Annotated in this window: 23 protein-coding genes and 1 pseudogene; 4 read left to right on the top strand and 20 right to left on the bottom strand. The window is 45.6% G+C overall.

Translation table 11 applies throughout. The annotated features are described in order from the left end of the window. Positions 1–68 precede the first annotated feature (68 nt). Positions 69–1,625, bottom strand: coding sequence for a sodium:solute symporter (locus KO518_RS19410; RefSeq protein WP_216027517.1), 1,557 nt, complete (start codon positions 1,623–1,625; stop codon positions 69–71). Between the two features lie 136 nt (positions 1,626–1,761). Here KO518_RS19410 and alr point away from each other — a divergent pair, with 136 nt between their 5' ends. Then, positions 1,762–2,838, top strand: a complete 1,077-nt coding sequence (gene alr, locus KO518_RS19405) for an alanine racemase (RefSeq protein WP_216027516.1) — start codon at positions 1,762–1,764, stop codon at positions 2,836–2,838. Between the two features lie 34 nt (positions 2,839–2,872). On the opposite strand, the gene KO518_RS19400 is transcribed toward alr, so the two are convergent. After that, a complete protein-coding gene (locus tag KO518_RS19400) occupies positions 2,873–4,159 on the bottom strand; it encodes a hypothetical protein (RefSeq protein WP_216027592.1) in 1,287 nt (428 codons plus the stop codon). A 307-nt stretch (positions 4,160–4,466) separates the two neighbouring features. Between KO518_RS19400 and KO518_RS19395 the strand changes: the two genes are divergently transcribed. Continuing rightward, entirely contained in the window at positions 4,467–5,348 is an 882-nt protein-coding gene (locus KO518_RS19395) for a BadF/BadG/BcrA/BcrD ATPase family protein (protein WP_216027515.1), read from the top strand. Between the two features lies 1 nt (position 5,349). On the opposite strand, the gene KO518_RS19390 is transcribed toward KO518_RS19395, so the two are convergent. From KO518_RS19390 to KO518_RS19375, 4 genes are all read right to left on the bottom strand, one after another. After that, entirely contained in the window at positions 5,350–6,009 is a 660-nt protein-coding gene (locus KO518_RS19390; RefSeq protein ID WP_216027514.1) for a YitT family protein, read from the bottom strand. A gap of 167 nt (positions 6,010–6,176) precedes the next feature. Further along, positions 6,177–6,680 carry a macro domain-containing protein gene (locus tag KO518_RS19385; RefSeq protein WP_216027513.1) on the bottom strand — a complete coding sequence of 168 codons (504 nt, stop codon included), beginning with the start codon at positions 6,678–6,680 and terminating at the stop codon, positions 6,177–6,179. Between the two features lie 274 nt (positions 6,681–6,954). Beyond that, positions 6,955–7,452 (bottom strand): arsinothricin resistance N-acetyltransferase ArsN1 family B, encoded by a 498-nt coding sequence (locus KO518_RS19380; RefSeq protein WP_371742373.1) that lies wholly within the window; start codon positions 7,450–7,452, stop codon positions 6,955–6,957. A gap of 1 nt (position 7,453) precedes the next feature. Beyond that, a complete protein-coding gene (locus tag KO518_RS19375) occupies positions 7,454–7,627 on the bottom strand; it encodes a DUF3012 domain-containing protein (RefSeq protein WP_216027512.1) in 174 nt (57 codons plus the stop codon). Between the two features lie 261 nt (positions 7,628–7,888). Here KO518_RS19375 and KO518_RS19370 point away from each other — a divergent pair, with 261 nt between their 5' ends. Continuing rightward, positions 7,889–8,671: an RMD1 family protein gene (locus KO518_RS19370; protein ID WP_216027511.1), complete on the top strand. Its 783-nt coding sequence runs from the start codon at positions 7,889–7,891 to the stop codon at positions 8,669–8,671. 60 nt (positions 8,672–8,731) lie between these two features. Here the strand turns inward: KO518_RS19370 and KO518_RS19365 are convergent, their stop codons facing one another. The 12 genes and pseudogenes from KO518_RS19365 to KO518_RS19310 all read right to left on the bottom strand — a co-directional run bounded on the left by KO518_RS19365 (position 8,732) and on the right by KO518_RS19310 (position 16,763). Further along, complete coding sequence (locus KO518_RS19365; protein ID WP_216027510.1) at positions 8,732–9,136, bottom strand: VOC family protein; 405 nt, start codon at positions 9,134–9,136, stop codon at positions 8,732–8,734. A gap of 34 nt (positions 9,137–9,170) precedes the next feature. After that, positions 9,171–9,518, bottom strand: a complete 348-nt coding sequence (locus KO518_RS19360; protein WP_216027509.1) for a hypothetical protein — start codon at positions 9,516–9,518, stop codon at positions 9,171–9,173. An 84-nt stretch (positions 9,519–9,602) separates the two neighbouring features. After that, a complete protein-coding gene (locus KO518_RS19355; protein WP_216027508.1) occupies positions 9,603–9,998 on the bottom strand; it encodes a hypothetical protein in 396 nt (131 codons plus the stop codon). Between the two features lie 17 nt (positions 9,999–10,015). Continuing rightward, the gene (locus tag KO518_RS19350; protein ID WP_216027507.1) at positions 10,016–10,684 is read right to left on the bottom strand and encodes a YoaK family protein; all 669 of its coding nucleotides are present in this window, start codon (positions 10,682–10,684) and stop codon (positions 10,016–10,018) included. A 408-nt stretch (positions 10,685–11,092) separates the two neighbouring features. Continuing rightward, positions 11,093–11,149: pseudogene (locus KO518_RS20325) on the bottom strand (hypothetical protein); the annotation flags it as partial. A 370-nt stretch (positions 11,150–11,519) separates the two neighbouring features. Then, positions 11,520–12,893, bottom strand: coding sequence for a tetratricopeptide repeat protein (locus KO518_RS19340; protein WP_371742372.1), 1,374 nt, complete (start codon positions 12,891–12,893; stop codon positions 11,520–11,522). 27 nt (positions 12,894–12,920) lie between these two features. Beyond that, positions 12,921–13,541 carry an energy transducer TonB gene (locus KO518_RS19335; RefSeq protein WP_216027506.1) on the bottom strand — a complete coding sequence of 207 codons (621 nt, stop codon included), beginning with the start codon at positions 13,539–13,541 and terminating at the stop codon, positions 12,921–12,923. A gap of 18 nt (positions 13,542–13,559) precedes the next feature. After that, on the bottom strand, positions 13,560–13,967 hold the full coding sequence (locus tag KO518_RS19330; protein ID WP_216027505.1) for a biopolymer transporter ExbD: 408 nt from the start codon (positions 13,965–13,967) through the stop codon (positions 13,560–13,562). Between the two features lie 2 nt (positions 13,968–13,969). Further along, a complete protein-coding gene (locus tag KO518_RS19325; protein ID WP_252736344.1) occupies positions 13,970–14,359 on the bottom strand; it encodes a MotA/TolQ/ExbB proton channel family protein in 390 nt (129 codons plus the stop codon). Continuing rightward, positions 14,356–15,684, bottom strand: coding sequence for a MotA/TolQ/ExbB proton channel family protein (locus tag KO518_RS19320; RefSeq protein ID WP_216027504.1), 1,329 nt, complete (start codon positions 15,682–15,684; stop codon positions 14,356–14,358). The genes KO518_RS19325 and KO518_RS19320 overlap by 4 nt, the downstream gene beginning before the upstream one ends. Then, positions 15,681–16,463: a DUF3450 family protein gene (locus KO518_RS19315; RefSeq protein ID WP_216027503.1), complete on the bottom strand. Its 783-nt coding sequence runs from the start codon at positions 16,461–16,463 to the stop codon at positions 15,681–15,683. The genes KO518_RS19320 and KO518_RS19315 overlap by 4 nt, the downstream gene beginning before the upstream one ends. Positions 16,464–16,535: 72 nt before the next feature. Beyond that, on the bottom strand, positions 16,536–16,763 hold the full coding sequence (locus tag KO518_RS19310; RefSeq protein ID WP_216027591.1) for a hypothetical protein: 228 nt from the start codon (positions 16,761–16,763) through the stop codon (positions 16,536–16,538). A gap of 319 nt (positions 16,764–17,082) precedes the next feature. Between KO518_RS19310 and KO518_RS19305 the strand changes: the two genes are divergently transcribed. After that, positions 17,083–18,180, top strand: coding sequence for an alpha-hydroxy acid oxidase (locus tag KO518_RS19305; protein ID WP_216027502.1), 1,098 nt, complete (start codon positions 17,083–17,085; stop codon positions 18,178–18,180). 4 nt (positions 18,181–18,184) lie between these two features. Here the strand turns inward: KO518_RS19305 and KO518_RS19300 are convergent, their stop codons facing one another. Both KO518_RS19300 and KO518_RS19295 read right to left on the bottom strand, forming a co-directional pair. Next, a complete protein-coding gene (locus KO518_RS19300; protein WP_216027501.1) occupies positions 18,185–18,865 on the bottom strand; it encodes a Fe2+-dependent dioxygenase in 681 nt (226 codons plus the stop codon). Between the two features lie 84 nt (positions 18,866–18,949). Then, positions 18,950–21,163 carry a TonB-dependent siderophore receptor gene (locus KO518_RS19295; RefSeq protein ID WP_216027500.1) on the bottom strand — a complete coding sequence of 738 codons (2,214 nt, stop codon included), beginning with the start codon at positions 21,161–21,163 and terminating at the stop codon, positions 18,950–18,952. Positions 21,164–21,775: the final 612 nt, after the last annotated feature.

The raw sequence follows: 21,775 nt of genomic DNA, 5'->3' as shown, positions 1-21,775 counted from the left end.
ACTGCCCGCAAAATGATCCTGGCAGTGTGCTGTATTTCAATATATAACGCTGTACTATAATACTACGGTTAGTTTTTCGACGCTTTACCCATGGCACATACGACTGCTGCAATAAAGGTGCCGATTACCAGTTGCCAGGTGAAGCCAAGCTCAAATTGCCAATGAGTTGGCAATACCGTGTCTATTACGTAGGGTTGCATAGACAGTGGAACAAGAAAGCCCACTATCAGTGCAGCGATAACCGAGAGTTGACTTCCCCGCTTTGAAAACAGCGTAATGAAGTAAACACCCAGCAAACCGCTGTAAGAAAATACCATGACGCCAAGGGCGAATTGGAGCAGTGGCATATTGGTGTATTGTTGCCAATAGTAACAAAGGCATGCCATGCCGCCCAATGCTGCTGCCACCAGTGCCATTGCCCAGCGCCCTACTTTTACGTAGTGCCCTTCGTCAGTATGGGATTGTTGTTTTTGTTTCCACGGTCTATATAGATCTTGTACCAGTACGCTGGCCATGGAATTTAATCCTGAATTAAGGGTGGAAAGGGCAGCGGCGAGTATTCCAACCGTAACTAACCCTCTTACGCCCGCGGGAATTTCTGTGAGCACGTAGTACATAAAAATGGTGACCGGCTCGCCGGCAAACGTCGGTACCGGGCCATCCGTTGCTCCGGCGGCCATGATGTCAGGGCGCTGATAATAAATATAGAGCAGCAGGCCAATCACCAAAAATAGCAACATTACCGGTATCACCATTACCACAGACATCAACATGGCTTTGCTACCTTCTTTGGCATCTTTACACGTGAGCACTCGTTGAGTCATGTCTTGATCGAGACCGAAGGCGGCAATGTTTAACAAAACAAAGCCCGTCAGTACCGACAGTAAGCTAAAGACGCCAGTGTTAGAAAAATCAATATCGGTGTTGATGAGCCTGAGTTTAGACGTTTCACCCGGTGCCGGTTGTTGTAGTGCATTTACAATATCGCCAAACGATGCGGGAATAGCTTGGTACAGTACAATAATCACGGCCACAGCAGCACCAACATATATAGCAGCCTGAAGTACATCAGAATAAATTACTGTTCTAATGCCTCCATAAACTGTATACACCAGCCCGCAAACGGTAATGATTAAGGTAGCGGTAATTACGCTGGAGGCGTCAATATTGCCAAACAGGATCATCGATACAGCTAATGCGGCCATGTATAGGCGGGCGCCGCTGGCAAAGACCCGGCCAAATAAATACATCAATCCGGCAAGTCGCTTGGCACCTGATCCAAAGCGTTGCTCTAACAGTTCATAAACCGTGAAAACTTTCTGTTGATAGAAGCGGGGAATTAGAAAAATAGCGACGAAATATGCTGCGATAAAGGCACCAATGTTGGTAGACAGATAAGTGAGATCATTTCGGTAACCCTGGTCTGGCCCGCCGAGAAAAGTGGCTGCAGATTGGGACGTCGCGAGTACAGAGATGGCTACCATCCACATTGGTATGGCGTTTCCGCCCAGGAAGTAGTCATTTGCCGAACGATTTTTTCTGTTGAAAAGCCAACCACTGCCTAATAACAGCAATCCATACCCAATAAACACCAGAATATCTATGAACGCATACTGTCCTAACATGGCACCCTGTTACATTATTTTTATCCACTTGAAATAATAGAATAGATTATTCCATTTAATTTGTATAGCTGGAATTTTCTCGTCATTGTAAAATAGCGTAAAGCATAAGTGCGACACAAAACAGGATCGACACCCTTTGAGCAGACAAACCCAAGCCATTATTGATGCCGACGCCCTCGTCCACAACTTCACCCTTTTGTCGGGCATGGCCAGTGGTGGTAACACGATGGCGGTTATAAAAGCAGATGCATATGGCCATGGCGCAGTGGCCGTGGCCAGAATTCTAAAACCATACTGTCAGGGTTTTGCTGTGGCCATTACCGAGGAAGCCATTACTTTGCGAGAGGCGGGTATAGAAGGCCCCATTGTTATTTTGGAGGGGCCACATCAACAGGCCGAGCTTGAGCTTGCCAGTGATATGCATTTTATTCCGGTGGTACATCAGCATCAACAACTGGCATGGCTTAATGCATGCGCGCAAGCTAAGCGACCTAAAGTGTGGTTTAAGATTGATTCCGGTATGCACCGGCTGGGATTCTCACTGCAAGAAATTGGCCCGGTTGTAAAACAGTACACGACGTTATTCAGGGAAAAGCCGGTGCTGATTACGCATCTGGCCTGTGCTGATGAAACGGATAATCACTTTACCGCGCAACAAATTCACGATTTTGAAAACGTGATAAGAGAGACGCAATGCGCGGCGAGTATCGCAAATTCACCCGCTGTGGTGGGGTGGCCTCAGTCCCATGGTGATTGGAACAGAGTGGGGATAGCTATGTACGGTGCTCAACCTCTTAGTAAAAAAAATACCCCGTTGCTACAGCCAGTGATGACCTTGCAAGCCAGTATTATCGCTATCAGACACCTGAAGCAAGGTGATACTGTGGGTTATGGGCAACAATGGAAAGCAAAAAGACCATCAGTCATTGCCACTGTCGGTATTGGTTATGCCGACGGTTATCCCCGACACTGTCCAAACGGTACTCCTGTGTACATTAACGGGTATCAGGGAAAGCTGGCCGGGCGGGTTTCAATGGATATGATTTCCGTGGATATTACTGACATTCCATTGCCCGCCATCGGCGACACAGTAGAATTGTGGGGCAAACACTTATTGGTTGATGACGTTGCCAGGTGCGCAGGTACTATTTCTTACGAGTTGTTAGCGCGTATTTCTCCTAGGGTGCCACGACTTGTGCGCTGGCAATCGTGAATAGCGCCGAAGCGCACGTCGTTGTACCAATTAACTACTGACGAACAGACAGTAGTTGATGAATACTACGGTTAAGTAGTATCTGCATCTTGTACGCAGCGCTATCTACTGCGGCATCAGTGGGAGAAGGGGCAACTGTACGCGCGGCCAGTGTAAACTCCCTTTTACTGTTTTCAGCGGGGAGACAGACGTGCGCCAGTACCACAGTTTCGCCCTGACCACGGGTTTCACTGGGGCCCCAGCCTATTTTCTGGAATACTCGCCACTGCCCGTGAGTGTACTCATCAAGTATGGTTTTAGGGGAGCGGTTGTCGCCCGGAGCAATCGCGTTTGCCAAGGCAGTGTGCAGCATTCTGCTTATGCCTGCCATCATGCCGCCTGACGGGTTGGCATTGGTGTCATGACCCGGCGCATATAACAAGCTGATCACTGCGTCGTCGGACAGTCCGGGCATAGCAGCCTCAGGTACACGTTTTTGCGATACCATGCGTTTTAAAAATTCTGCCTCAGCCAGTGTGGTCATTGGCTTGTTGCCATTTTTGTTGCAGTTGTTGCACAGGTAAGGTTGATAATACGGGTCATCGGTTGCTGCTTTGTAATAGCCTATTTCTTGATGTACTGCAGCCTGTTCACTGCTAAACATGGCAGGATTTGGCGAGAATACCTCTGCGCCATATGCACCTCGAAAGCGAATATCAGGATTACTGAGCTTTAACCAGTTATCGTGGAAAAGGTCAGTTAAAAACTCTCTGCCTGCAATGTTGGCAAAAAAGGTCGCGATGGCATTTGAATTCCCATCCGCTTTTCCACTTATACCATAGGAATTGATACTCGTAATGAGGTCGGCTACACGGGCGTCGCCGGCCATTAAGTCTTCGGGGATATTCGGTAGGTTCAGGGTGGCCATTGCCCCAGCGTATGCCATGATTTTAGACGAACTCCACGGTTCGTAGAGTGTATTTTGGGTAGCGCTGTTGGCAAGATAGCGGTAGGCAAGCTGGTTGTCTTTCAGCGCGTAATCTATGACGGTTACAAAGCCCTCGTCCGCCGGTATAGTGAAGAAAGTCCAGTTTGCTGACACTTTTGATTCCCACCCGCTTTCTAAGCCGCTTTCCTGTATCGTTGAATACGCGGTATTGCTGCTGGGTACTGTTGGAGCGCAATCGGGCCAGATCGCACGGGTATTGGCGGGAAAATAAGGCGGTGCATTCATAATCATCTGGCGGAAATTCTCCGGAGGCGAGTGGCGCTGGGGTGTGCCAGCGATAGCGGCGTGACACATAAAGCACAATGCTGTAACGAGCGCATGGGAAGCAAGCATAGGTTTTCCTCTGCCATAAAGTTTATTTATTCAGTATGTTCAAATTATAGAGAATAAAGAATTTCTTGGTGTATGCAAGCTAGCCGTTGCGAAGGGTTGAAGAGTTGGGGGCTTTCAGTTAATAAATTTTGATCATTGAGTTGATAAAATATGTGGTGAACACGATATTTTCACTACGCACTGAATACTGGTTTGGAATAAATTATTTAATATTTTCTGTATTTAAACTATTATTTAATCTCTTTCTGGCGGCGCAGGCCATTCTTCGGTGTTGGAAGCTGTCAATTTTTAATCAAGCAGGATGGGTATGCAGGGAAAAACACAGTTCAACGTTGGCGTTGATGGCGGAGGCACTAAGTGCCGCGCTGAAATATTTGACAACAAGGGCAGCGCGCTGGGCGCTGGGATAGGTGGGCCGGCAAACGTGGCTCGGGTTGGCGAGAAGGCTACTGGTTCAATAGTAGACGCGGTTACCCGGGCTATCGAGGATGCAGGCTTGGCTGGGCGTGTGTTGTTGTCACAATGCCGTGTTAGCGCTGGCCTGGCGGGCGCAACTGTTGAAGCTGCAAGGCAAATGCTAGATCAATGGCGTCATCCCTTTGCGACTTTTTCTTTTATTACCGATTTACACGCTGCAGTTGTAGGGGCACACGGGGGCAAAAAAGGAGCGGTAATGGTGGTCGGCACAGGATCTTGTACGGCGTCATATGCCCATGACAAGGTGCAGCAATACGGTGGCCACGGCTTTACTCTTGGAGACAAAGGAAGTGGTGCCTGGTTAGGATGTGAGGCGGTAAAAGCGACCCTTGAGGCTTTAGATGGTGTGGCACCATCATCAGCATTAACTCAGGCCGTGTGTGAATTTTATGATGCATATTCAACCGGTGAGTTCGTGAACAAACTCAACAACGGTTTACCGGCAGAATTTGCTCGCGTAGCCCCATTGGTGTTCGAATTTGCAACAAGGCAAGACCCAATCGCGGGCGATCTTGTTCACAGAGCAGCTAGCTATTTGTCTGCCATAGCAGAGCGAGCATTGTCCGATTGCGAGGGTAACCTCGTGCTGATCGGTGGCTTGAGCGAACTGGTCAGGCCATATTTAAACGCGCGTGTTCAACGGGCAATTGTGCCTGCTCAATTCGGCCCTGAGTGGGGGGCGGTGCTACTGGATAGTATGCGTGTTCAGTAATCTACTGAGCGTGTGCACCTTTGTCTGAAATGCCAGAAGGTTGGGCGTTTGGGGATGAGTTTACTGCAAGCGAATACCTTTCTGGGCGGTGATTCAAAGACAACACCATATTGAGGAAAAAGGCTGCCAGCACAGAAATGAGAACCAGTTTCCAGTCGAGTATAAGTAGCGAGCTAAGTAAAATTACAGTATCAACCATTAACTGAAACGTTCCTGCTCGTAGTGCAAATTTTTGCTGTAGGTAGAATGCCAAAATGCCTAGTCCACCCAGGCTGGAACTGTGGCGAAACATAATGAGCATGCCAACGCCAATGAGTAGACCGCCAAATATTGCGGTGAAAATGGGGTTGGCGTGTGACACGTCAACAAAACGGGGGATGAGATTGGTCAGTACGGAAACGGTAGTCACTGATATGAAGGTGTTGAGAGTAAACCGCTTACTTATTTGCGTCCACGCCAGCGCATAAAAAGGCAGATTGATGAGAAAAAACAGTACGCCAAAATTAATCGACAAAACGTGAGTACCCAGCAGTGCAAGCCCAGCCGCACCGCCTACCATGAGATTTTGCGACTGAAATAAATATACGCCAAAAGCGACAAACAGACCGGCGCTGACTAACGCGAAAATGTCTTCAACAACGCTGTGTTTGTGTTTCTGCATGAGCGGCTCTCCAATGAATAATGGCGTATTATATCGGGGATGGTCACTCATCCTAAGTCGTCATAACAAACTCAAACACGTGAAAGGCGGGACTGTGGTAGCTATTCTTTACGCAAATCATATTATTCGTAAGATACATGTAAATTTATTGTGAGTGTTTGCAGAAATTACCCCAGTAGTTCTTTAAAGGCTTTCCATATGTCTTTCGTGTGACAAGCGAGGTATATGCGTTCGGGAAATTGCCTCCCACTGGCATGAAGACGAATATTCCCCAGCGCAATTTGACAGGCTTGCATTAAAGGGTAGCCATAGTTACCACAACTGATCGCCGGGAAAGCGATACTTCGGATATTGTTTTCACTGGCCAGTTTTAAACTGTTGCGATAACAATCTGCTAAACGCGTTTCTTCAAAATGCTCCCCACCTCGCCAAATTGGTCCCACAGTGTGAATAATGTATTTTGCCGGCAAATTGAACCCAGGCGTGAGTACTGCCTGGCCGGTTTTACAACCACCGAGGTGCCGGCAGTGCTCAAATAAAGCGGGTCCTGCGGCGTAATGTATGGCTCTGTCAACTCCCGTTCCCCCCAGTAACGTGGAACTTGCAGCACAAACAATGGCATCGACGCTGAGTGAAGTGATATCGGCTTCAATTAAACGAATACTGATCATAGAATACCTGCCAGATATGTTGCCATTAGCAGACAGTATGAGAGGGGAACTGCTGTGTATTGTGTAGCAATTTTGTTTTCGGCACGGTTTGCGATAGCTGGCCTCTGGCCACTTAAAGCCGCTTTTGGTGGGCGTGTAAACAACGGTATAGTCCATTAATTTTGATACAGTTGTCTCTGTTTAATCAGAAATCGTGCCACCAGGTTCAGTTGTGAGAAACACGCTTAATGCTAAGTGTTTTGTTTTTAATAGCAGAAATTGACGATACGGAAGATTAGGTGGTGAGTTTGGTTTGCCAGTAACCCACATCCACCCATCTGTTAAATTTGTAACCTACTTCTTCAAGATGGGCGACTTTGATCATGCCTAACTTTTCATGGAGGGCAACACTGGCGGGGTTAGGTAGTGCTATTCCGCCAAAAGCCGTATGAATATTATCCTGCCGTAGGTGGCTGAATAAAGCGCGATAGAGATCTATACCCAGGCCCTGTCCTATATATTCTGGATCCAGATAAATGGTTACTTCTACTGCGAAACGGTAAGCACTACGGGGTTTCCACGGTGTAGCATAAGCATACCCGACAACCCGTTCATCGGCCTCAGTGACCAGCCAGGGAAGGGATGATGCCGCTACCTGTGACAGTCGAGCCCGCATCTCCTGCGCATCTACCGGGGTTTCTTCAAAAGTCACTATGGTATTTGTCACATAGTGATTATAGATGCTGGCGAGGTAGGCTGCATCTTCTGCCTGACACGGGCGTATGGTTGTCACATTAATCTTCGCTGGTGAAAATACAGTGTTTGGTGAAATCTGTTGCTTCGTTGGCTGTCCAATCGCCTTTGGGTTTTTCTTTCATGTCTTCACACCAGCCTTTACTTCCCACTTCAGGTGCACAGCCCGCCAGAGTAAAACTTGCGGCGACAACGCCCAGTAGTAATTTCTTCATTATTATTCCTTATAAATAAAAATACCTCGCCAGGTCCGGCGAAGGCGTCAACTAACAGCAATGAATATCTATTATGCAGGGTAAATTAATAGATTGCAGCAGAATTTACAGTCTCCTAGCGGAGGGTCATTAAAAAAAATACTCGTTAAGATAAATATAATTATATTTTAAGTTATTGAAAGTAAACAATATAATCAGCTTGCTTGTCTCTGTGGTACAGCGCATACTCAGCCGATTTTTTCATCCAACCGGACTAACGTCATGTCATTTTCGAATAACCGGGTTTCTGTATTTATTCTGCCTATTGAAGATACTGAGACTTTATTACAAACTCAACAAGGTACAGGATATCGCGATGCTGTGCTTTTTCGGCTTCCCGGCGGTGAGGCCTGGATGTTCGATTATGGCGTGCTGATATTTTGGGGCATCGATGAAGATGAGCGCGTAGCATTCTTGCATCGGTCTCAGGTCAGCAGTGACGCATTAGCCTGCCAACATCAGGAACATTTTCGCTTTGCCACAGGGGCTGAAGCCTTAAAACTCAACCGCGATTTAATTTCACTGCCGGGAGACGATCATTTATTGCGTCTGGCGGTAAGCCATGCGCTTGCTCAGTCTACCAAGTTAGAAGAGTATGAAAAACAGGCGGAGAGGACCATTGAACAATATGCGCATTTGCCTAAAGCACTGGCTGAGTCAGGCAAAATTAAACTCAGTCGCCAGCGCATAGCCAGTATTAGAGGCCACTTATTCAGTACCAAAAGCGATATCTTCTTACATTACGGTTTATTGGATACGCCGGAGTTTTTCTGGGAATATTCAGAGTATGAAGATGCCTATAACGCTACCTGTAAGTATCTTGATATTCGCTCGAGAATTGACTTGTTGTCGAACAAACTCAATGTAATACACGAGCTGTTTGAAATGCTGGCAGATGAACTAAAACACAAACACTCTTCGTTCTTGGAGTGGATCATTATTATCCTTATTGCCATTGAAATTGTGATGTTTGGCGCGCAGGAACTAACCATTCTGCTATCATGAGGCAAACATAGGGCGTATCCCTGAAATAGTCGCCCTATCGCCTTGGTGAGTTTGATATTACTAATTTGTAGGTTGAATAAGATCCCATTTGTTGCCGTATAAATCCTCAAATACGGCAACGGTACCGTATATTTCCTCCCGAGGCGTTTCGTGAAAAACGACACCTCTACTTTTCATTTTTTCGTAATCACCCCAAAAATCAGCCGTGTGTAAAAACAGCAACACCGGCCCGCCAGTTTGATTGCCAACTAAGGCGCGTTGCTCTGCGGTGGTGGCTTTGACAAGTACAAGGCTGACACCACCTTCTGCGGTCGGAGCAACCTGTATCCAGCGTGAATCTTCACCTTTATCGATGTCGCATAACAGGGAGAAGCTGAGGCATTCAGTAAAATAAGTAACCGCCTCATCGTAATTTTTTACCAGAAATGCGATGCTCCCTATGTGTCGTTTTGTATTGCTTGTCATATTGATATCTACCCTTAGCGGAGCGCGCCTGACCCTAATAGTTACCGTTATATGTGACGAAAACCACAGCGTCGCTAATTCTGCGTATTGCTGACAGCCCGCGCTGTGTTATGGGTTTATCTATAGACTGATAACGGCTGGCTTTGGCGGTAAAAAGCTTAATGTCTTCGCTTTTCTTACCAACATTAAAGCGCTTTATAAATCGTTTACAAGCGTAAGATTGGCGGTTCTGGGTTTTCCTGCAGGCGTCGCCACTGTCTGCCAGCGATTCGTAACTTTCCACGGCGTCTACGAGAGCAGACTTCGTTTTTATAGTCGACGCACTAACGGTAGTACTAGACAGTAGTATTGTGATCGCCAATGTTAAAAACTTTGTTTTCATAGTGTTCCTTAATAAGCTTTGTTGTTGCGTTATACACTGTGAAGGTTATCAATAACATACACTTATTTAGTGAAATAGCCTCGCTTATCGCCAGTTCCCTGTTGTTTTCTTTGTGTAGGATCGCAGATTTAATAGGGCTGGAAACACAAATGTGCTGACAATCAATAACAGCGTTACTGCAGGAAGGGTGCTTAGACCTACAAAAAGCAACAAGTATACTGACGTCATTACTGCCACGGCTATTGCCACGCCTATTGTGATATAGAGGCATTGCCAGAACCAGCGGGCAAAAAACGGCTTATTATTCACGCTGCCGTATATTCCCAGTGACACTACTAATGCAACAAAAAGGGGAGTGTAACGGCTTGAAAAGCCGCCGCTCTCTGAATAAATACGCTCAACCATTCTCGCAATGCTAAATGCGATGAGCAGCAGTATGTAGCAATACCAAAAATACTTACCAGAACGGCCTTGGAGCATGCCTTTGTATACCCTTTTCACGAGTTGTTAACGGTGTTTTTGGCGTATAATCGGTATGCTATGGCAACGAGCATACACACTACCGCGGGAATAAATAGCGCGTTAAACACGAAGTGGGTAAAAAGCAATGCGCCCGACGTACCACCAAAAATAAAACCCAATATGATATAGACAAAAAGTTTGGCTTTTCGTCTGTCAAGGGCCTCTCCCTTAAAAATTGAGCCCAGCATAATACCTAAGTCAGTAAAAATACCCGTGACATGGGTCGTTCTAATAATAGCGCCGCTATAGGTGGTGGCAAGTGCATTCTGTAAACCACACGCCGCTGAAGCAAGAAAATGGCCGTAAAACGACCCTGAAATTAAAAGTAATGACGAAGCAAACAACAACAGCGATTCAATGAACAAAGCAGTATCGTAATGCCTGCCTAATTTTAGTGTTGAGCCGTGTAATAAAAATCCAGCGATACACGCACCGCCTAAAAAGGAAAGCAGAATACCGACGAGGTGAAATATTTTTTCGAAGGACAGGCTGAGTATCTCAGTACCGAGTAAAGTGGCGGTACCAGACATATGAGATACCGACTGATGTTCAAACCCAAGCAGGCCAATTGCATTGATGCAGCCTGCAATAACTGCGAGAAAAAAAGCGCCAATCTCTACCCATTTTGGTAGTTGTGAAATCAATACGTAAACTCCCTATACGGTTAAAGGTTAACGGCTGCGGTCATTAGTGCTAGCGAATTTGAGGTAATGCACCAACCTGTGCACAGCGATGGGTATCTCAACATTATCCTATTTTCTCAAAAAACAAAGCGATGTGAAATGCAATGGTTTATTTGTGTGGAAGATAGATATCTGTGATCATTTCACGTTCTGAAACCCCGGGAAAAAACTAACTCTTTCAAAGAAAATGGGAAAGTCTCTGACCTCAAAAGCTGAATTGGGCAGGCACAGTAAATCGCTTGTGTTAGTTTGCCACACAACGCGTTTTCTCCTCAGCCATTTATTACCACGAACTTCTGCTGAACTTTTCTTGACCAAAATTACTCAATTGTTAGCAGGTGCGTGTGATGTTACCGGAAAATGTAACTATCATACGTCGGGTATTTTGAACAGAAGATCAGTTGTCCCTACATCTACTCCAAGTTGAGAAAATAGGGTAGATACTTGTCCACGGTGATGAGTTCAGTTTTTCTGCCAGAGGCAACGCTTGAACACAATCCAGCGAATCAAAGCCTATGGAATGCGAAGCAAAGCGTTTTAGCCATAAAATATCTGCCAATACAACATGACTCAACGTACCAAAAATAGAGCCAAAAAAAGTCCCCCTATCTTTCATTAGTTCAACTGGCCTTAATTCAGAAGCCGCAGCGTATATGCCGTCGTTCATCCATTTTGTTGTACGTTGCCAGAAGCGTGAAATGATGTTTCAAAGAACATGGACTATCCTAATTTGCATTGCAAATCGCAAGTTAAGTGTACGCTGAAGATGTGGCCGTGTCATGTGAGGGAAAAGCTGTCATATTGTATTTTTCACCAGGTTTTCCAGTGACTGAATGTTACTCAATAAATCAGTGCGGGAAGGGTATACTTTATACACTTGTCTAAGTAGTGACAGCGCATCCTGATATTGTCGCTGATCAATAGCAATTTGTGCTCTGCCCAGCATTGCTCGCTGTTTTACATCCTGTAGTGATTCTGCGCGTAAATACATCATCTTGGCACGCTCTATATTGTTTTGTTGACGGTATAAAGTAGCTAATGAAAGCAGGGCTTCACCGTTAGCTGGTGCAGCGTCAATCGCCTTGGTTAACAGAGAAATTGCCGTTTTATCCTGCCCTTTATTCATTGCCAGTTGTGCTTTCAATACGTTCAATGTGGCCACTTGCGATGCTGAAAAGCCGGTGGTGATCTTATCTGCTGCGTTGATCATTCGCCCTAAATCAGACCACTGTTCATTTGCTGCTAAGTAAGAGGCAATGTCTGAAAATGCGTTGAAACCTTCTCCGTCTGTTAAAAACGATTTTGCGTATTGGGCAAGGATATCCGCAGCGCGTCGAGGGCTGCCATCTGAAACATGTATTTTCGCCACTGTAATCAAGTTAGACAGTGAGTTGTCGCCGAGGGAAAGGGCAGTTTCAAGGCTGCTTAGGGCTTTCACTGTGTCACCTTGTTTCAAGGCGATTTGACCGCGCTGTAACCAAAGCTGTTTGTTACTGGCATCGTCGAGCAACATCTCGTCAAGTAAGCTTTCTGCTTGTGCAAGGGCGTTGCTTTCAATAAACGCGAAAAGTAAACCTTGATACCATTGTTTATTTTCGGGCTCTAACATTAGCGCGTTTTGATAAGCGCTAATGGCTGTTACTGGTTTGCCTAATTGCAAATTGACGTAGGCAAGCTGACCGAATAGCTGTGCGTCCTGAATGCCCAGCTCTACACTTTTGGTAAGGTGTTGACGTGCGTTTACTAGCTTACCTGTCATCATATAAACCATGCTCAGGCTTCTGTGTGCAGAGGGCAGGTCAGGCACTGTTTTCAGCACATCCAACAACACCTGTTCAGCTAAGGCGTAATTCTTCTCGTTTAACAGTACCTGGCCATAGAGTTCGCGCAAACGGGGGCCAAACTGGGATATGTCGTGGGCAGCAAACGCCTTTGCCACGCTGCGGTAATTCCCGGTTTGTAAATCTTGCTGAATGGTGCCGATGAATTCACCCTCTTCTCGCGAAATTCGCTCTCTGTGGTCGTCACGCTGATGGTTGCGCAAAACAAATTGCCAATCAGGCTCTGCTATTTCCACTGTTATTTTCCCATGGGCAGGTTTCGCTAATGCCAATGTGCTCGCAGCACAGCCAAGTAGGCTTGCTGTTACCAGGTTTTTTAAAAATCTCACGTTTAAAACCTCTATACCTTTTGTGTTCTAGGCTTCAATTACAACAGGCCATATGAAGCGCGCCTTTACCGCTTCATCGTGCTTGTAGGGTGATGTAAATTTGCTGGCTTTTACAAAGCGCATGATTTCTTTGTTAAGTTCGTGGTGTGGATTTTCTACTATATCCATAAGCTTAACGTTTCCCTGTTCATCAATCATGACGTCTAGTTTCACCACAACTCGTTTCACACCTTGTTTTTTTAGTCGCTTGGGAAAGCGAATTTTCACCGGCGTGAGCAAAGTTGGTTTTGAGTCGAGTTCGCTAAGGCCAAAAGCTTCCAGTGCAATATCAGGCATGTCCCATTGTGTATTCGTCACTTTCACACTGGGCATATCTGGTTTGGGTACCTGGATGTCAGGCTCAACGGAAAGATCAGCCATGGAAAGTGCGGCGCCTTTTCCCTCTATTTGCATAGTCAGTTCGGTTTCTTCTACCACATTTTGCGTTTTAGGTGGGGGAGGCGGTGGTGTATTGATAGCAATATCTAACTTGCGTACCACCAAGGTGTCGGGTTGATGGTCAGATAGAAGATGACCTAGCCACATAACCCCGAGAGCACTGAACAACACAGCACCACTAAGTAAAAAAGGTTGAAGATTCTGTCTCATCAAATTCTGCCTTATACACTATGGTTTCAAGGTTGCGATATTTACTGTTTCGGCACCCGCCAATTTGGATTCGTCTATTACTTCCACCAGTAACTCAGAACGAACCGCTTTATCTACTTGAATAACTACCGGTCGCTGTTCTTTCATTAATAATTGTTCGACGGTCGATCGAACACCGCTAACACCAATATTGGCGTTGTCGTATACCACTTCGCCGGTCCTGGTAATAGCAAGTAATATGGCCATTTGGTCGAGTTTTTGGGCTGATATGGCTTGAGGTTTGTCTACCTCTACTCCAGTTTCTTTTACAAACACAGTAGATACAATGAAGAAAATAAGCAGAATAAAAACCACATCAAGCAGGGGAGACATATCAATCCCCTGAGTTTGCTGCGTTTCAAGACGTCGCTGCAATCGACTTGCCATAGTTAGGCCTCCCTTGCCACAGTGCGCTTAACTGCACCATTTATGAACATCATTAATAGCCAACCGGGAATTGCCAGGGTTAAGCCGAGTTGGGTGGTGAATAAAGCATCTGCGATACCACCAGAAACGACCTGACTGTCTACGCCCAATGTCATCATGCCGGTGAAACTTACTTGTAAGCCTGAAATGGTTCCCAACAAACCCATCAGTGGAAGCGCACTCACTAATACTGAAGGGACCATTTCTCGTTTACTCAGTTCTTTTGCTCCGTCGTGCACGGAAGCTATTTCTTTTCGAGTGGTAAATAGGACAAAGATTTGCTGGTAGGCGAACCACGCGACTGCCAACATAAGCCAACAAAGAGTATTGTCTGTCAGTTGTTCAATCATCATCCGGCTCTCGCTTGCGGTACGTCTGCATCATCGACGCTCTCGGGCTCGTCATTACTCAATACCAGCGCAAAACTCTCTAGTTCTTCGTAGTAGTGACGGGCCTTGCGTGACAACACCGCATTTAGAATTAACGCTGGAATGGCCACAACCAACCCCAGCTCAGTAGTAACCAGTGCTTTGGCGATACCTCCGGAGATGACTTCCGGGTCGCTAGAACCAAATGCCGTCATCATTCTGAAGGTCTCGATCATGCCGCTCACCGTACCAAGCAAACCGAGTAGCGGTGCTACGGCAGCAGTTACTGCAATGGTGCCGTTGTATTTTTCGAGCGTGATTTTGTCTTGTTGTAGTTGTGAAAACAGTTCATCATCTCGTTGGGTTGGCGTGCCAGCCCGCTTCGTAATATCGTACAACTTCCGTTGCATACCTTTGAAGAAAGTGACGCCTGAATTACCCACCATATTCACCAGGGCTTTACCCGAGGCAACTTGTTTCACTTTGGGTAAACGCCATAGTTGGACTACTTTGAATAGTGCGATCAGTGTGGCAATGAGTGCAAACAAGACAATGGGAATGACCCAAACGCCGCCTTTTATTACGTGCTCTGTAATTCCTTCAGACGCTTGCGCTTTTGTTGCAGCACGCCCAAGAGTGGGGTCGATGTGAATACTGCCACGGCCGGTTTTCGCTAAGGTGCTAAGGTTCTCTCTATCTGCATCATCGAAGGTTGATGTTGCCGAAAATAAGGCTTGCTTAGTGTTTGCGGTTCCTGCTACCTGTTGATCCTGAGCCAAATACCAAGTTACAGGGCCTAAGGTAAGCACTTGGGCGTCGGAGATTTCACCGTTTGCCAGTACAACTTTGCCCGGCATGAAATTGGGCGTTTGTTGTTTGGCAAACGCATTGGCGATTTCTCCTACCTTTTTTACTTTATCTGACAGACTTAACCCGTTGAGAGAAATACTATCTACACCTGTTTGCAGTAGAAATCTGTTTAATAAATTTTGTTGAAATTCTTGCTGTTCACTCCAACTGGAAAGGCGGTTTTCCAATTGCGACAAACTTAATGTGCGTTCATCCATCTTTCTCCGTGCTACACTAGTTTCGTTTCGCAGCTTAATGACTTGCTGCTCTAGGATCCGTAACTCATTGGCAAGTGCGACTCGCGCTTCAATAATTTTGTTTTCCGTTCGCGCCAGTCGGGTTTTCGCTTCGTCAATATTTACCAACATACTGTCTTTGGGATCCGCGCGCGCAAAAGAACTTAACATTGCGATGGCAAATAAAGACATGATGAATGGAAAAATGTTGTGCAGTAGCTTCATTCGTTATCTCCTGTGAAAAGCGTCAGAGGCAAGGATACGTAGTCAGGCTCGTGCTTTTTCTCAAAAATAGCGACGGCGAGGGATACGGCGCTACTGTCCATGTCATCTGTAAACTGCCACTGCCATTCTCCACGCAGGCTGTTACCAACGCCTTGGTATTGGCCATCGGCGTTGGTAAACCATGCATAGCCGCTACCTACAAAGAACTGTTTTACGAACACGTCCTTGCCATCTGGGGTGCGCATTACCGCTTCGTTCACCAGCAACTTACTATTGAACTGCTGCAACGCAGAAAGCTTTGCCAGTGTGATTTGCAACTTGTTTGAGGTGTCTGCGTCGGCAGTGAGTTCTGCTTGCTCTTTATCCCAGCTTTCTCGGAGTACTTCAGGTAAGGATGAATAGAGGCTATCTACGCGGTCAATCACGCGGGTAAGGGTACGTTCAACGCCACCTTGTTGCGCTTCCAGTTCACTTTGTTGTGATAACAGTGCTTCGCGTTGGGCTTCTGCGTCGGATGTGGCTGCACGACTTTCATCAATAATATTTTGCAGTTGCGCTCGTTCTGCTTTTAGTAATTGGATGCGTTGCCGCAATGCTGGTTCCGCTTCTCGCCACTCGTTTTCTAACACTTGCGTTTGACGTTCAATGCGAATCCATTGCTGTGTGAGCCCGTCTATGTCTTTGGCTCGCGTTTCAGCTGAAACACGGCTTGTGACCGATATAGCAAGCGAAAGCGTAATTAGAGGAATAGAATACACTGCACATTTTTGAACTAACATCCAGATCCCTTAACGTTCTGTAGTTTATTATCGAGTGTACCGGCACATCGAAATATTCATTGAGGCCGGCCCTTAGTTACATATTTGTCTGCGAATTACTTTTAAAATGATAAGTTGCAGACAACAAAAAGCTTCTTTTGTGATATTTGATACCCCCTGCGCTTGTTTGAGTTCTTCAGAGGCGGCCTGTACAACCGTTGTTTCAAGTGTTTCTACTTCACTATTCTGTGCCAGTGAACCCATTGAGGCGATGGGAAAGAGTGCACTCAATAAAGCAATACGCTTACTATTTGCAGGCATTAAAAGATCCTTACTCAATTGTACCTAAACCAGCAAAAAACAAAGCCGGTGTATAAACGTGTTAATGCCTTACAGGGGGGAAAGACACTTTTCAGGGTTCTGTCGTCGCGATTTATCACTTTTGTTATAGGTATCTAGGGCTATGTAGCTATTGCTAAGAACCGATAAAAACGAAACGCTATCTAACTTTCCATGAACAGTTTGAAAAAAAATAAATATCTTTGCTCATACAGGTGATTATCTTAATGAAAACCATTATCATTTGCAATTCAATAAATGTTTAGAGTTTCTTTATTTTAATTACACGACAGTGACGAAAATGCATAAACAACCACTTAACGCCATACCGCCCACGTTAGCTTCGGTATTTGATTATGAAAGACTGGCTCAAGAGCGTATGACTCCTCAGGCTTGGGCTTATATTTCAGGAGGTTCTGGAGATGAGTTAACGCTCAAAAGAAACAGAGAGAAATTGGATGGGCTGTGTTTGTTGCCCAGTAGTTTAAGTAAAGTCACCGATGGCAATACCAAGACAACATTGCTGGGGCAGCAATTTGAACACCCGATTATTTCTGCTCCAATAGCCTACCAAAAGTTGGCTCACCCCGAGGGTGAAGTGGCAACAGCCATGGCAACAGAGGCACAAGGCGGGTTATTTATAATGAGTACCTTGGCAAGTTGTTTATTTGAAGATGTGGCAGGTCAGGTAGAAAGTCCACGATGGTTTCAGTTATATATTCAACCTACGCGAGCGCAAACTCTTAAACTAATTCAACAAGCAGAGCGCAACCTGTTTTCTGCACTTGTTATTACCATTGACTCGCCAATTAATGGGCTGCGAAATCGCGAGCAGCGAGCAGAGTTTGTGTTACCTCCTGGCGTTCGCGCTGTTAATATAGACAAGCCGCAGGCTATCACCCATCCGGGAGAAGGAAGGAGTTTAGTATTTCAGGGAGTTATGGCACAAGCTCCTTGTTGGAGTGATATTGCATATATCAGGCAGCACACCGCTCTTCCCATCATATTGAAGGGTATTTTGAATCCGCGTGATGCTGAAAAAGCTGCGAGAGCGGGGGTGGCTGGAATTGTAGTTTCAAATCACGGTGGACGTGCATTAGATGGCGTTCCGTCGCCTGTAGAAATGCTGCCTACAATTCGCAACATAGTGGGGGAGGATATGTTAGTGCTAGCCGACAGCGGCGTAAGGCGAGGTGCAGACATTGTTAAGCTCATTGCCCTTGGTGCTGACGCCGTGTTAGTTGGCCGGCCAATTATGTATGCTCTAGCTACAGCTGGGGCCTTGGGCGTAGCACACTGTATTCGTTTATTGCGAGATGAACTTGAAATGACCATGGCCCTTTGTGGGTTTGAATCAGTCACACAAATTGATGAAAGTTGCTTGTGGAACGCGCCTTAGCTGTTTACGTCTCGCTCCATTGCCTGAGTAAATTGTGATAGACCCCGGATAGCCTGACTATTTCAGGGTTGTGAGGATTTTCAGCTGTGAGCGTTTGAATACTCAAATCCAAATCATACAAAATACGCCGTTGTTCAGCACTTCTAACTAAACTTTGCATCCAGAAAAATGACGCTAAACGCCGGCCTTTTGTTACCGGCGATACCCTGTGCAAACTGGTCGATGGATACATGACAATATCACCTGCAGCAAATTTTATGCGCTGTTCACCATAGGTGTCTTGAATGATCAACTCTCCTCCTTCGTACTCTTCCGGCTCGGAAAAAAAGACAGTCATTGATATATCAGTACGCACTTTTACAGCGGTTCCTGAAACCCGTCTAATGGTATTATCGATATGACTACCAAATTCCCCGTTTTCCTGATAACAGTTAAACATGGGAGGATAAATTTTGTTCGGTAACCCGGCGGCAAGTATTTGTTGAGATTGACCGATCAAACTCAAAATAAAATCACCTAGTTTGCGGGCTGACGGTGAATTTTCGGGAAGCTGTAGGTTTTTTTTGGCGTGAAGCGCTAAGTGACCTGCTGTGGTAGCGCCATCTATCCAATCAGATTGCTCCAGTAATTCAACAGCATTAGAGACTTCCTGTTTTGTGAGAAAATTCTCGATTCTAACCAGCATATGCACTCCTAAAGCAGTAAAGTAAGGGAATAAAAAAACCAGCCGACTGTGCAGCAGGCTGGCTTCATTATCGTAGTAATGTTACTAGAAAGCGTAGTTCACAAAGAGAGCGACACTTCTGGGGTTACCCGGTCGGAAATGCCCTTTAGCGCTATAATCAACTACGTACTCTTCATCGGTTAAGTTATCGATATTCAACTGAAATTTGAGTGCTTCATTCACCTGATAAGACGCCATTAAAAACACCGTTGTGTATGAGTCAACCGTGAAATAAGCTCGATTTTGACGCCAGTAAGTTTCGCCCGAATTATAGTAGATACCTCCTCCAACGTTTAGTTTGCTGTCCATTGCAGTGTAATTAACCCAAATATTGGCAGTATCGTCCGGAGAAGATTGAAGGCCGTTTCCAATAGATGCTTCATTAGTATCTTGTGATACTTCCGTATCTAGATTTGCATAATTTGCCGAAATGGACAGTGAGTCGGTAAGCATACCCGTTACACTGACTTCAAAACCTTTGGATTCTTGTTCTCCAGCTAATGAGTATATTGTAACGCCATCTTCGACATTTTCCGAGTCGACTACGTCTTTTGTCGTTTGGAAAACAGCGCCGCTCACTAGCAACTGATTATTGAAAAATTGCCACTTCGCGCCGAGTTCAGTGGTCACTGCATCTTCTGGTTTAACTTCGTTTTGCGCAGGCGTCGTAGAGAGTGCTAAAGCAACGCCGGGGGGTTGTTTTGAATTGCTATAGCTAACGTAAATATTACCGTTTTCTGTAGGCATATAGCTGACGGCAGCGCCATAACTAATGAAGCTATCTTGAGCATCTAAACCGTCAACACAACCACTTCTTCGCCCACATGCAGAGCCGGAAATATCGAAGTTATCGTAACGGGCGTTGAGATCAAACTGCAGATGCTCACCCATTTTAATTGTGTCGAACAAGTATAGTGCAACTGTACTTGCGTCTCCGGAAGTATTGTCTCCTGAACGCGATGTACCACCTGTTGCAAATACATTATTCTGTATATTGAAAGGATCAATCGTCGGATTTTCCAGTATGTTTCCTTGTCCATCAACATAAGTGTAGTCAGTCGAGATACCATAACTCGTTTTTTCTTCCTCAGCGACTTCACCACCGATGACAATGCGGTGATCCAGACCTCCAGACTGTAGCGAAATAATAGCATCGAGCTGAGTAACAAATAAATCAGTAGCTTCGTCCAAGGCTTGCAGGCGCTCGGCATTTAACAATCCGGCTTCGTCACCTGAATTCCACCATGGCCGCCCTAAAACGGACTCCTTTTCGTTGCTGCCAACTCGTGTCTGACTGCGTATGGTGACGGAATCATTGACGATGTGATTAATCACAAAGGTATACATCTGTGTAGATACTTCTTCAAAATCACGTCCGGGAACACTGTAATATTGATCCCACAGATTAGCGTTAACAGGACCTTCTGGTTGGTTAGTTGCTTCTGCGGCTGCAGATGTAAGGAAGGGAAGGCCCAGTACGGGAACATTATCCTGTTCCATAACGAATATATCGAAGTTGATATCGGTGGCCTGGCCTGGCTTATACAGAAGAGAACCAGCAACGCCAGTTGTTTGATACTCCTCGACACCGTTATCAAAAAAGTCACCGCCATTGCTATAAAGCAGATTTACGCGACCTGCCAGGTTACCGGTAAGTACTTTGTTATAGTCAAGTGTGATACGTGTATTTTCAAAGGTGTCATACCGCGCTGAGACTGAGCCGAAGTCTTCAAGTCGCGCCCTCTTGGTTGACAGGTTCACACTGCCGCCTCCTGTTGAGCGACCGTCTATAGAGCCACTGCCACCTTTAATGACTTCAACTGCTTCGTAATTAAATGTATCACGGCTGTAGCCAGCGATATCTCTAATGCTGTCTACGTATATATTTGAACGCGCATCGAAGCCGCGAATGGTTACCTTGTCACTGGCAGAAACGATACCGCCGCCTCCTTCGCCACCACCGAAAGTAGACACGCCCGCAACATTGCGGAGTGCGTCGTTAAGATTAGTAATACCTTGATCTTCAAGTAGTCGCTGTGAGATAACATTGATTGATCTGGGAGTGTTTGCAATGGGTTGGGTGAGCTTTACAGAAGACGTTTTATCGACCTTATAGCCAGCATCTTCTGTCGTTTGAACTGTCGTAGTGGCTAGTTCGGTCATTGGTGTTTCTTCCTGTTGCGCCAGCGCAGTTCCAATTGGTATAGCCGCAGTAACCGTTAACGCCAACGCACTATTTCTCGCGTTCATTTTTTTCATGAAATAAATCCCTTCATTATTTACGGTGTATGAATTTTGCAAGTTGAGTTTTGCGGCAACAAAGTACACAAAAAGAAAGGTAAATGCAAATGGTTCGCATTTACCTTTCTTTATTGATTTGTGTCAACAAGCCTTAACGATTTATTTTTGATAAGTATTTTCTAAGTCCTTCTTCAACCTTTGGCAGAGCTGTATCAATTATTTCTTTACCTAAAACCATCATAATTTAATTATCCATTTAGGGGTTAACTGTTCCAATAGGCTCTCAGAGTCAGGCTTTCCCTTCAAAAACACAATATTTCACTTTCACTCCAGTTTTTCCTACACAGGAAGCTGATTTATTTCCGCGCCTTGTATGGTGTAGTCGGGCCATTTCTATAAGGTAACGCCGTTGTCGAATTTGAGGGAGAAACTTAAACGCAGCATTTGGCAAAGCAATAATCAAACTAACTACTATATTGCATGTTTAATGAAGTGGTCGGCGTATTAACTTACATTTTGTGTTTTTAACACCCCGTGTAAGTACAAGTACGGTAGCGACAAGTCGAAGGAAAAGGCTCAAGTGTCGTGTTTTTGTCCTTGCGAGCCAAGGAGAGAGTTAGTTGGGATGCA

It is taken from the genome of Aestuariibacter sp. A3R04, assembly GCF_018860805.1.
Taxonomy (GTDB): Bacteria; Pseudomonadota; Gammaproteobacteria; order Enterobacterales; family Alteromonadaceae; genus Alteromonas.
Note: the sequence above shows the minus strand (reverse complement) of the source record. Positions and strands in the feature narration are given on the sequence as shown.

What these genes read in the sequence shown, in the direction of transcription:
- KO518_RS19400 (WP_216027592.1), bottom strand. Translation starts at nt 4,159, where the DNA reads ATGCTTGCTTCCCATGCGCTCGTTACAGCATTGTGCTTTATGTGTCAC.
- KO518_RS19395 (WP_216027515.1), top strand. Translation starts at nt 4,467, where the DNA reads ATGCAGGGAAAAACACAGTTCAACGTTGGCGTTGATGGCGGAGGCACT.
- KO518_RS19370 (WP_216027511.1), top strand. Translation starts at nt 7,889, where the DNA reads ATGTCATTTTCGAATAACCGGGTTTCTGTATTTATTCTGCCTATTGAA.
- KO518_RS19390 (WP_216027514.1), bottom strand. Translation starts at nt 6,009, where the DNA reads ATGCAGAAACACAAACACAGCGTTGTTGAAGACATTTTCGCGTTAGTC.
- KO518_RS19295 (WP_216027500.1), bottom strand. Translation starts at nt 21,163, where the DNA reads ATGAAAAAAATGAACGCGAGAAATAGTGCGTTGGCGTTAACGGTTACT.
- KO518_RS19355 (WP_216027508.1), bottom strand. Translation starts at nt 9,998, where the DNA reads ATGCTCCAAGGCCGTTCTGGTAAGTATTTTTGGTATTGCTACATACTG.
- KO518_RS19310 (WP_216027591.1), bottom strand. Translation starts at nt 16,763, where the DNA reads ATGCCTGCAAATAGTAAGCGTATTGCTTTATTGAGTGCACTCTTTCCC.
- KO518_RS19375 (WP_216027512.1), bottom strand. Translation starts at nt 7,627, where the DNA reads ATGAAGAAATTACTACTGGGCGTTGTCGCCGCAAGTTTTACTCTGGCG.
- KO518_RS19300 (WP_216027501.1), bottom strand. Translation starts at nt 18,865, where the DNA reads ATGCTGGTTAGAATCGAGAATTTTCTCACAAAACAGGAAGTCTCTAAT.
- KO518_RS19385 (WP_216027513.1), bottom strand. Translation starts at nt 6,680, where the DNA reads ATGATCAGTATTCGTTTAATTGAAGCCGATATCACTTCACTCAGCGTC.
- KO518_RS19365 (WP_216027510.1), bottom strand. Translation starts at nt 9,136, where the DNA reads ATGACAAGCAATACAAAACGACACATAGGGAGCATCGCATTTCTGGTA.
- KO518_RS19320 (WP_216027504.1), bottom strand. Translation starts at nt 15,684, where the DNA reads ATGAAGCTACTGCACAACATTTTTCCATTCATCATGTCTTTATTTGCC.
- KO518_RS19410 (WP_216027517.1), bottom strand. Translation starts at nt 1,625, where the DNA reads ATGTTAGGACAGTATGCGTTCATAGATATTCTGGTGTTTATTGGGTAT.
- KO518_RS19315 (WP_216027503.1), bottom strand. Translation starts at nt 16,463, where the DNA reads ATGTTAGTTCAAAAATGTGCAGTGTATTCTATTCCTCTAATTACGCTT.
- KO518_RS19325 (WP_252736344.1), bottom strand. Translation starts at nt 14,359, where the DNA reads ATGATGATTGAACAACTGACAGACAATACTCTTTGTTGGCTTATGTTG.
- KO518_RS19330 (WP_216027505.1), bottom strand. Translation starts at nt 13,967, where the DNA reads ATGGCAAGTCGATTGCAGCGACGTCTTGAAACGCAGCAAACTCAGGGG.
- KO518_RS19360 (WP_216027509.1), bottom strand. Translation starts at nt 9,518, where the DNA reads ATGAAAACAAAGTTTTTAACATTGGCGATCACAATACTACTGTCTAGT.
- KO518_RS19335 (WP_216027506.1), bottom strand. Translation starts at nt 13,541, where the DNA reads ATGAGACAGAATCTTCAACCTTTTTTACTTAGTGGTGCTGTGTTGTTC.
- KO518_RS19305 (WP_216027502.1), top strand. Translation starts at nt 17,083, where the DNA reads ATGCATAAACAACCACTTAACGCCATACCGCCCACGTTAGCTTCGGTA.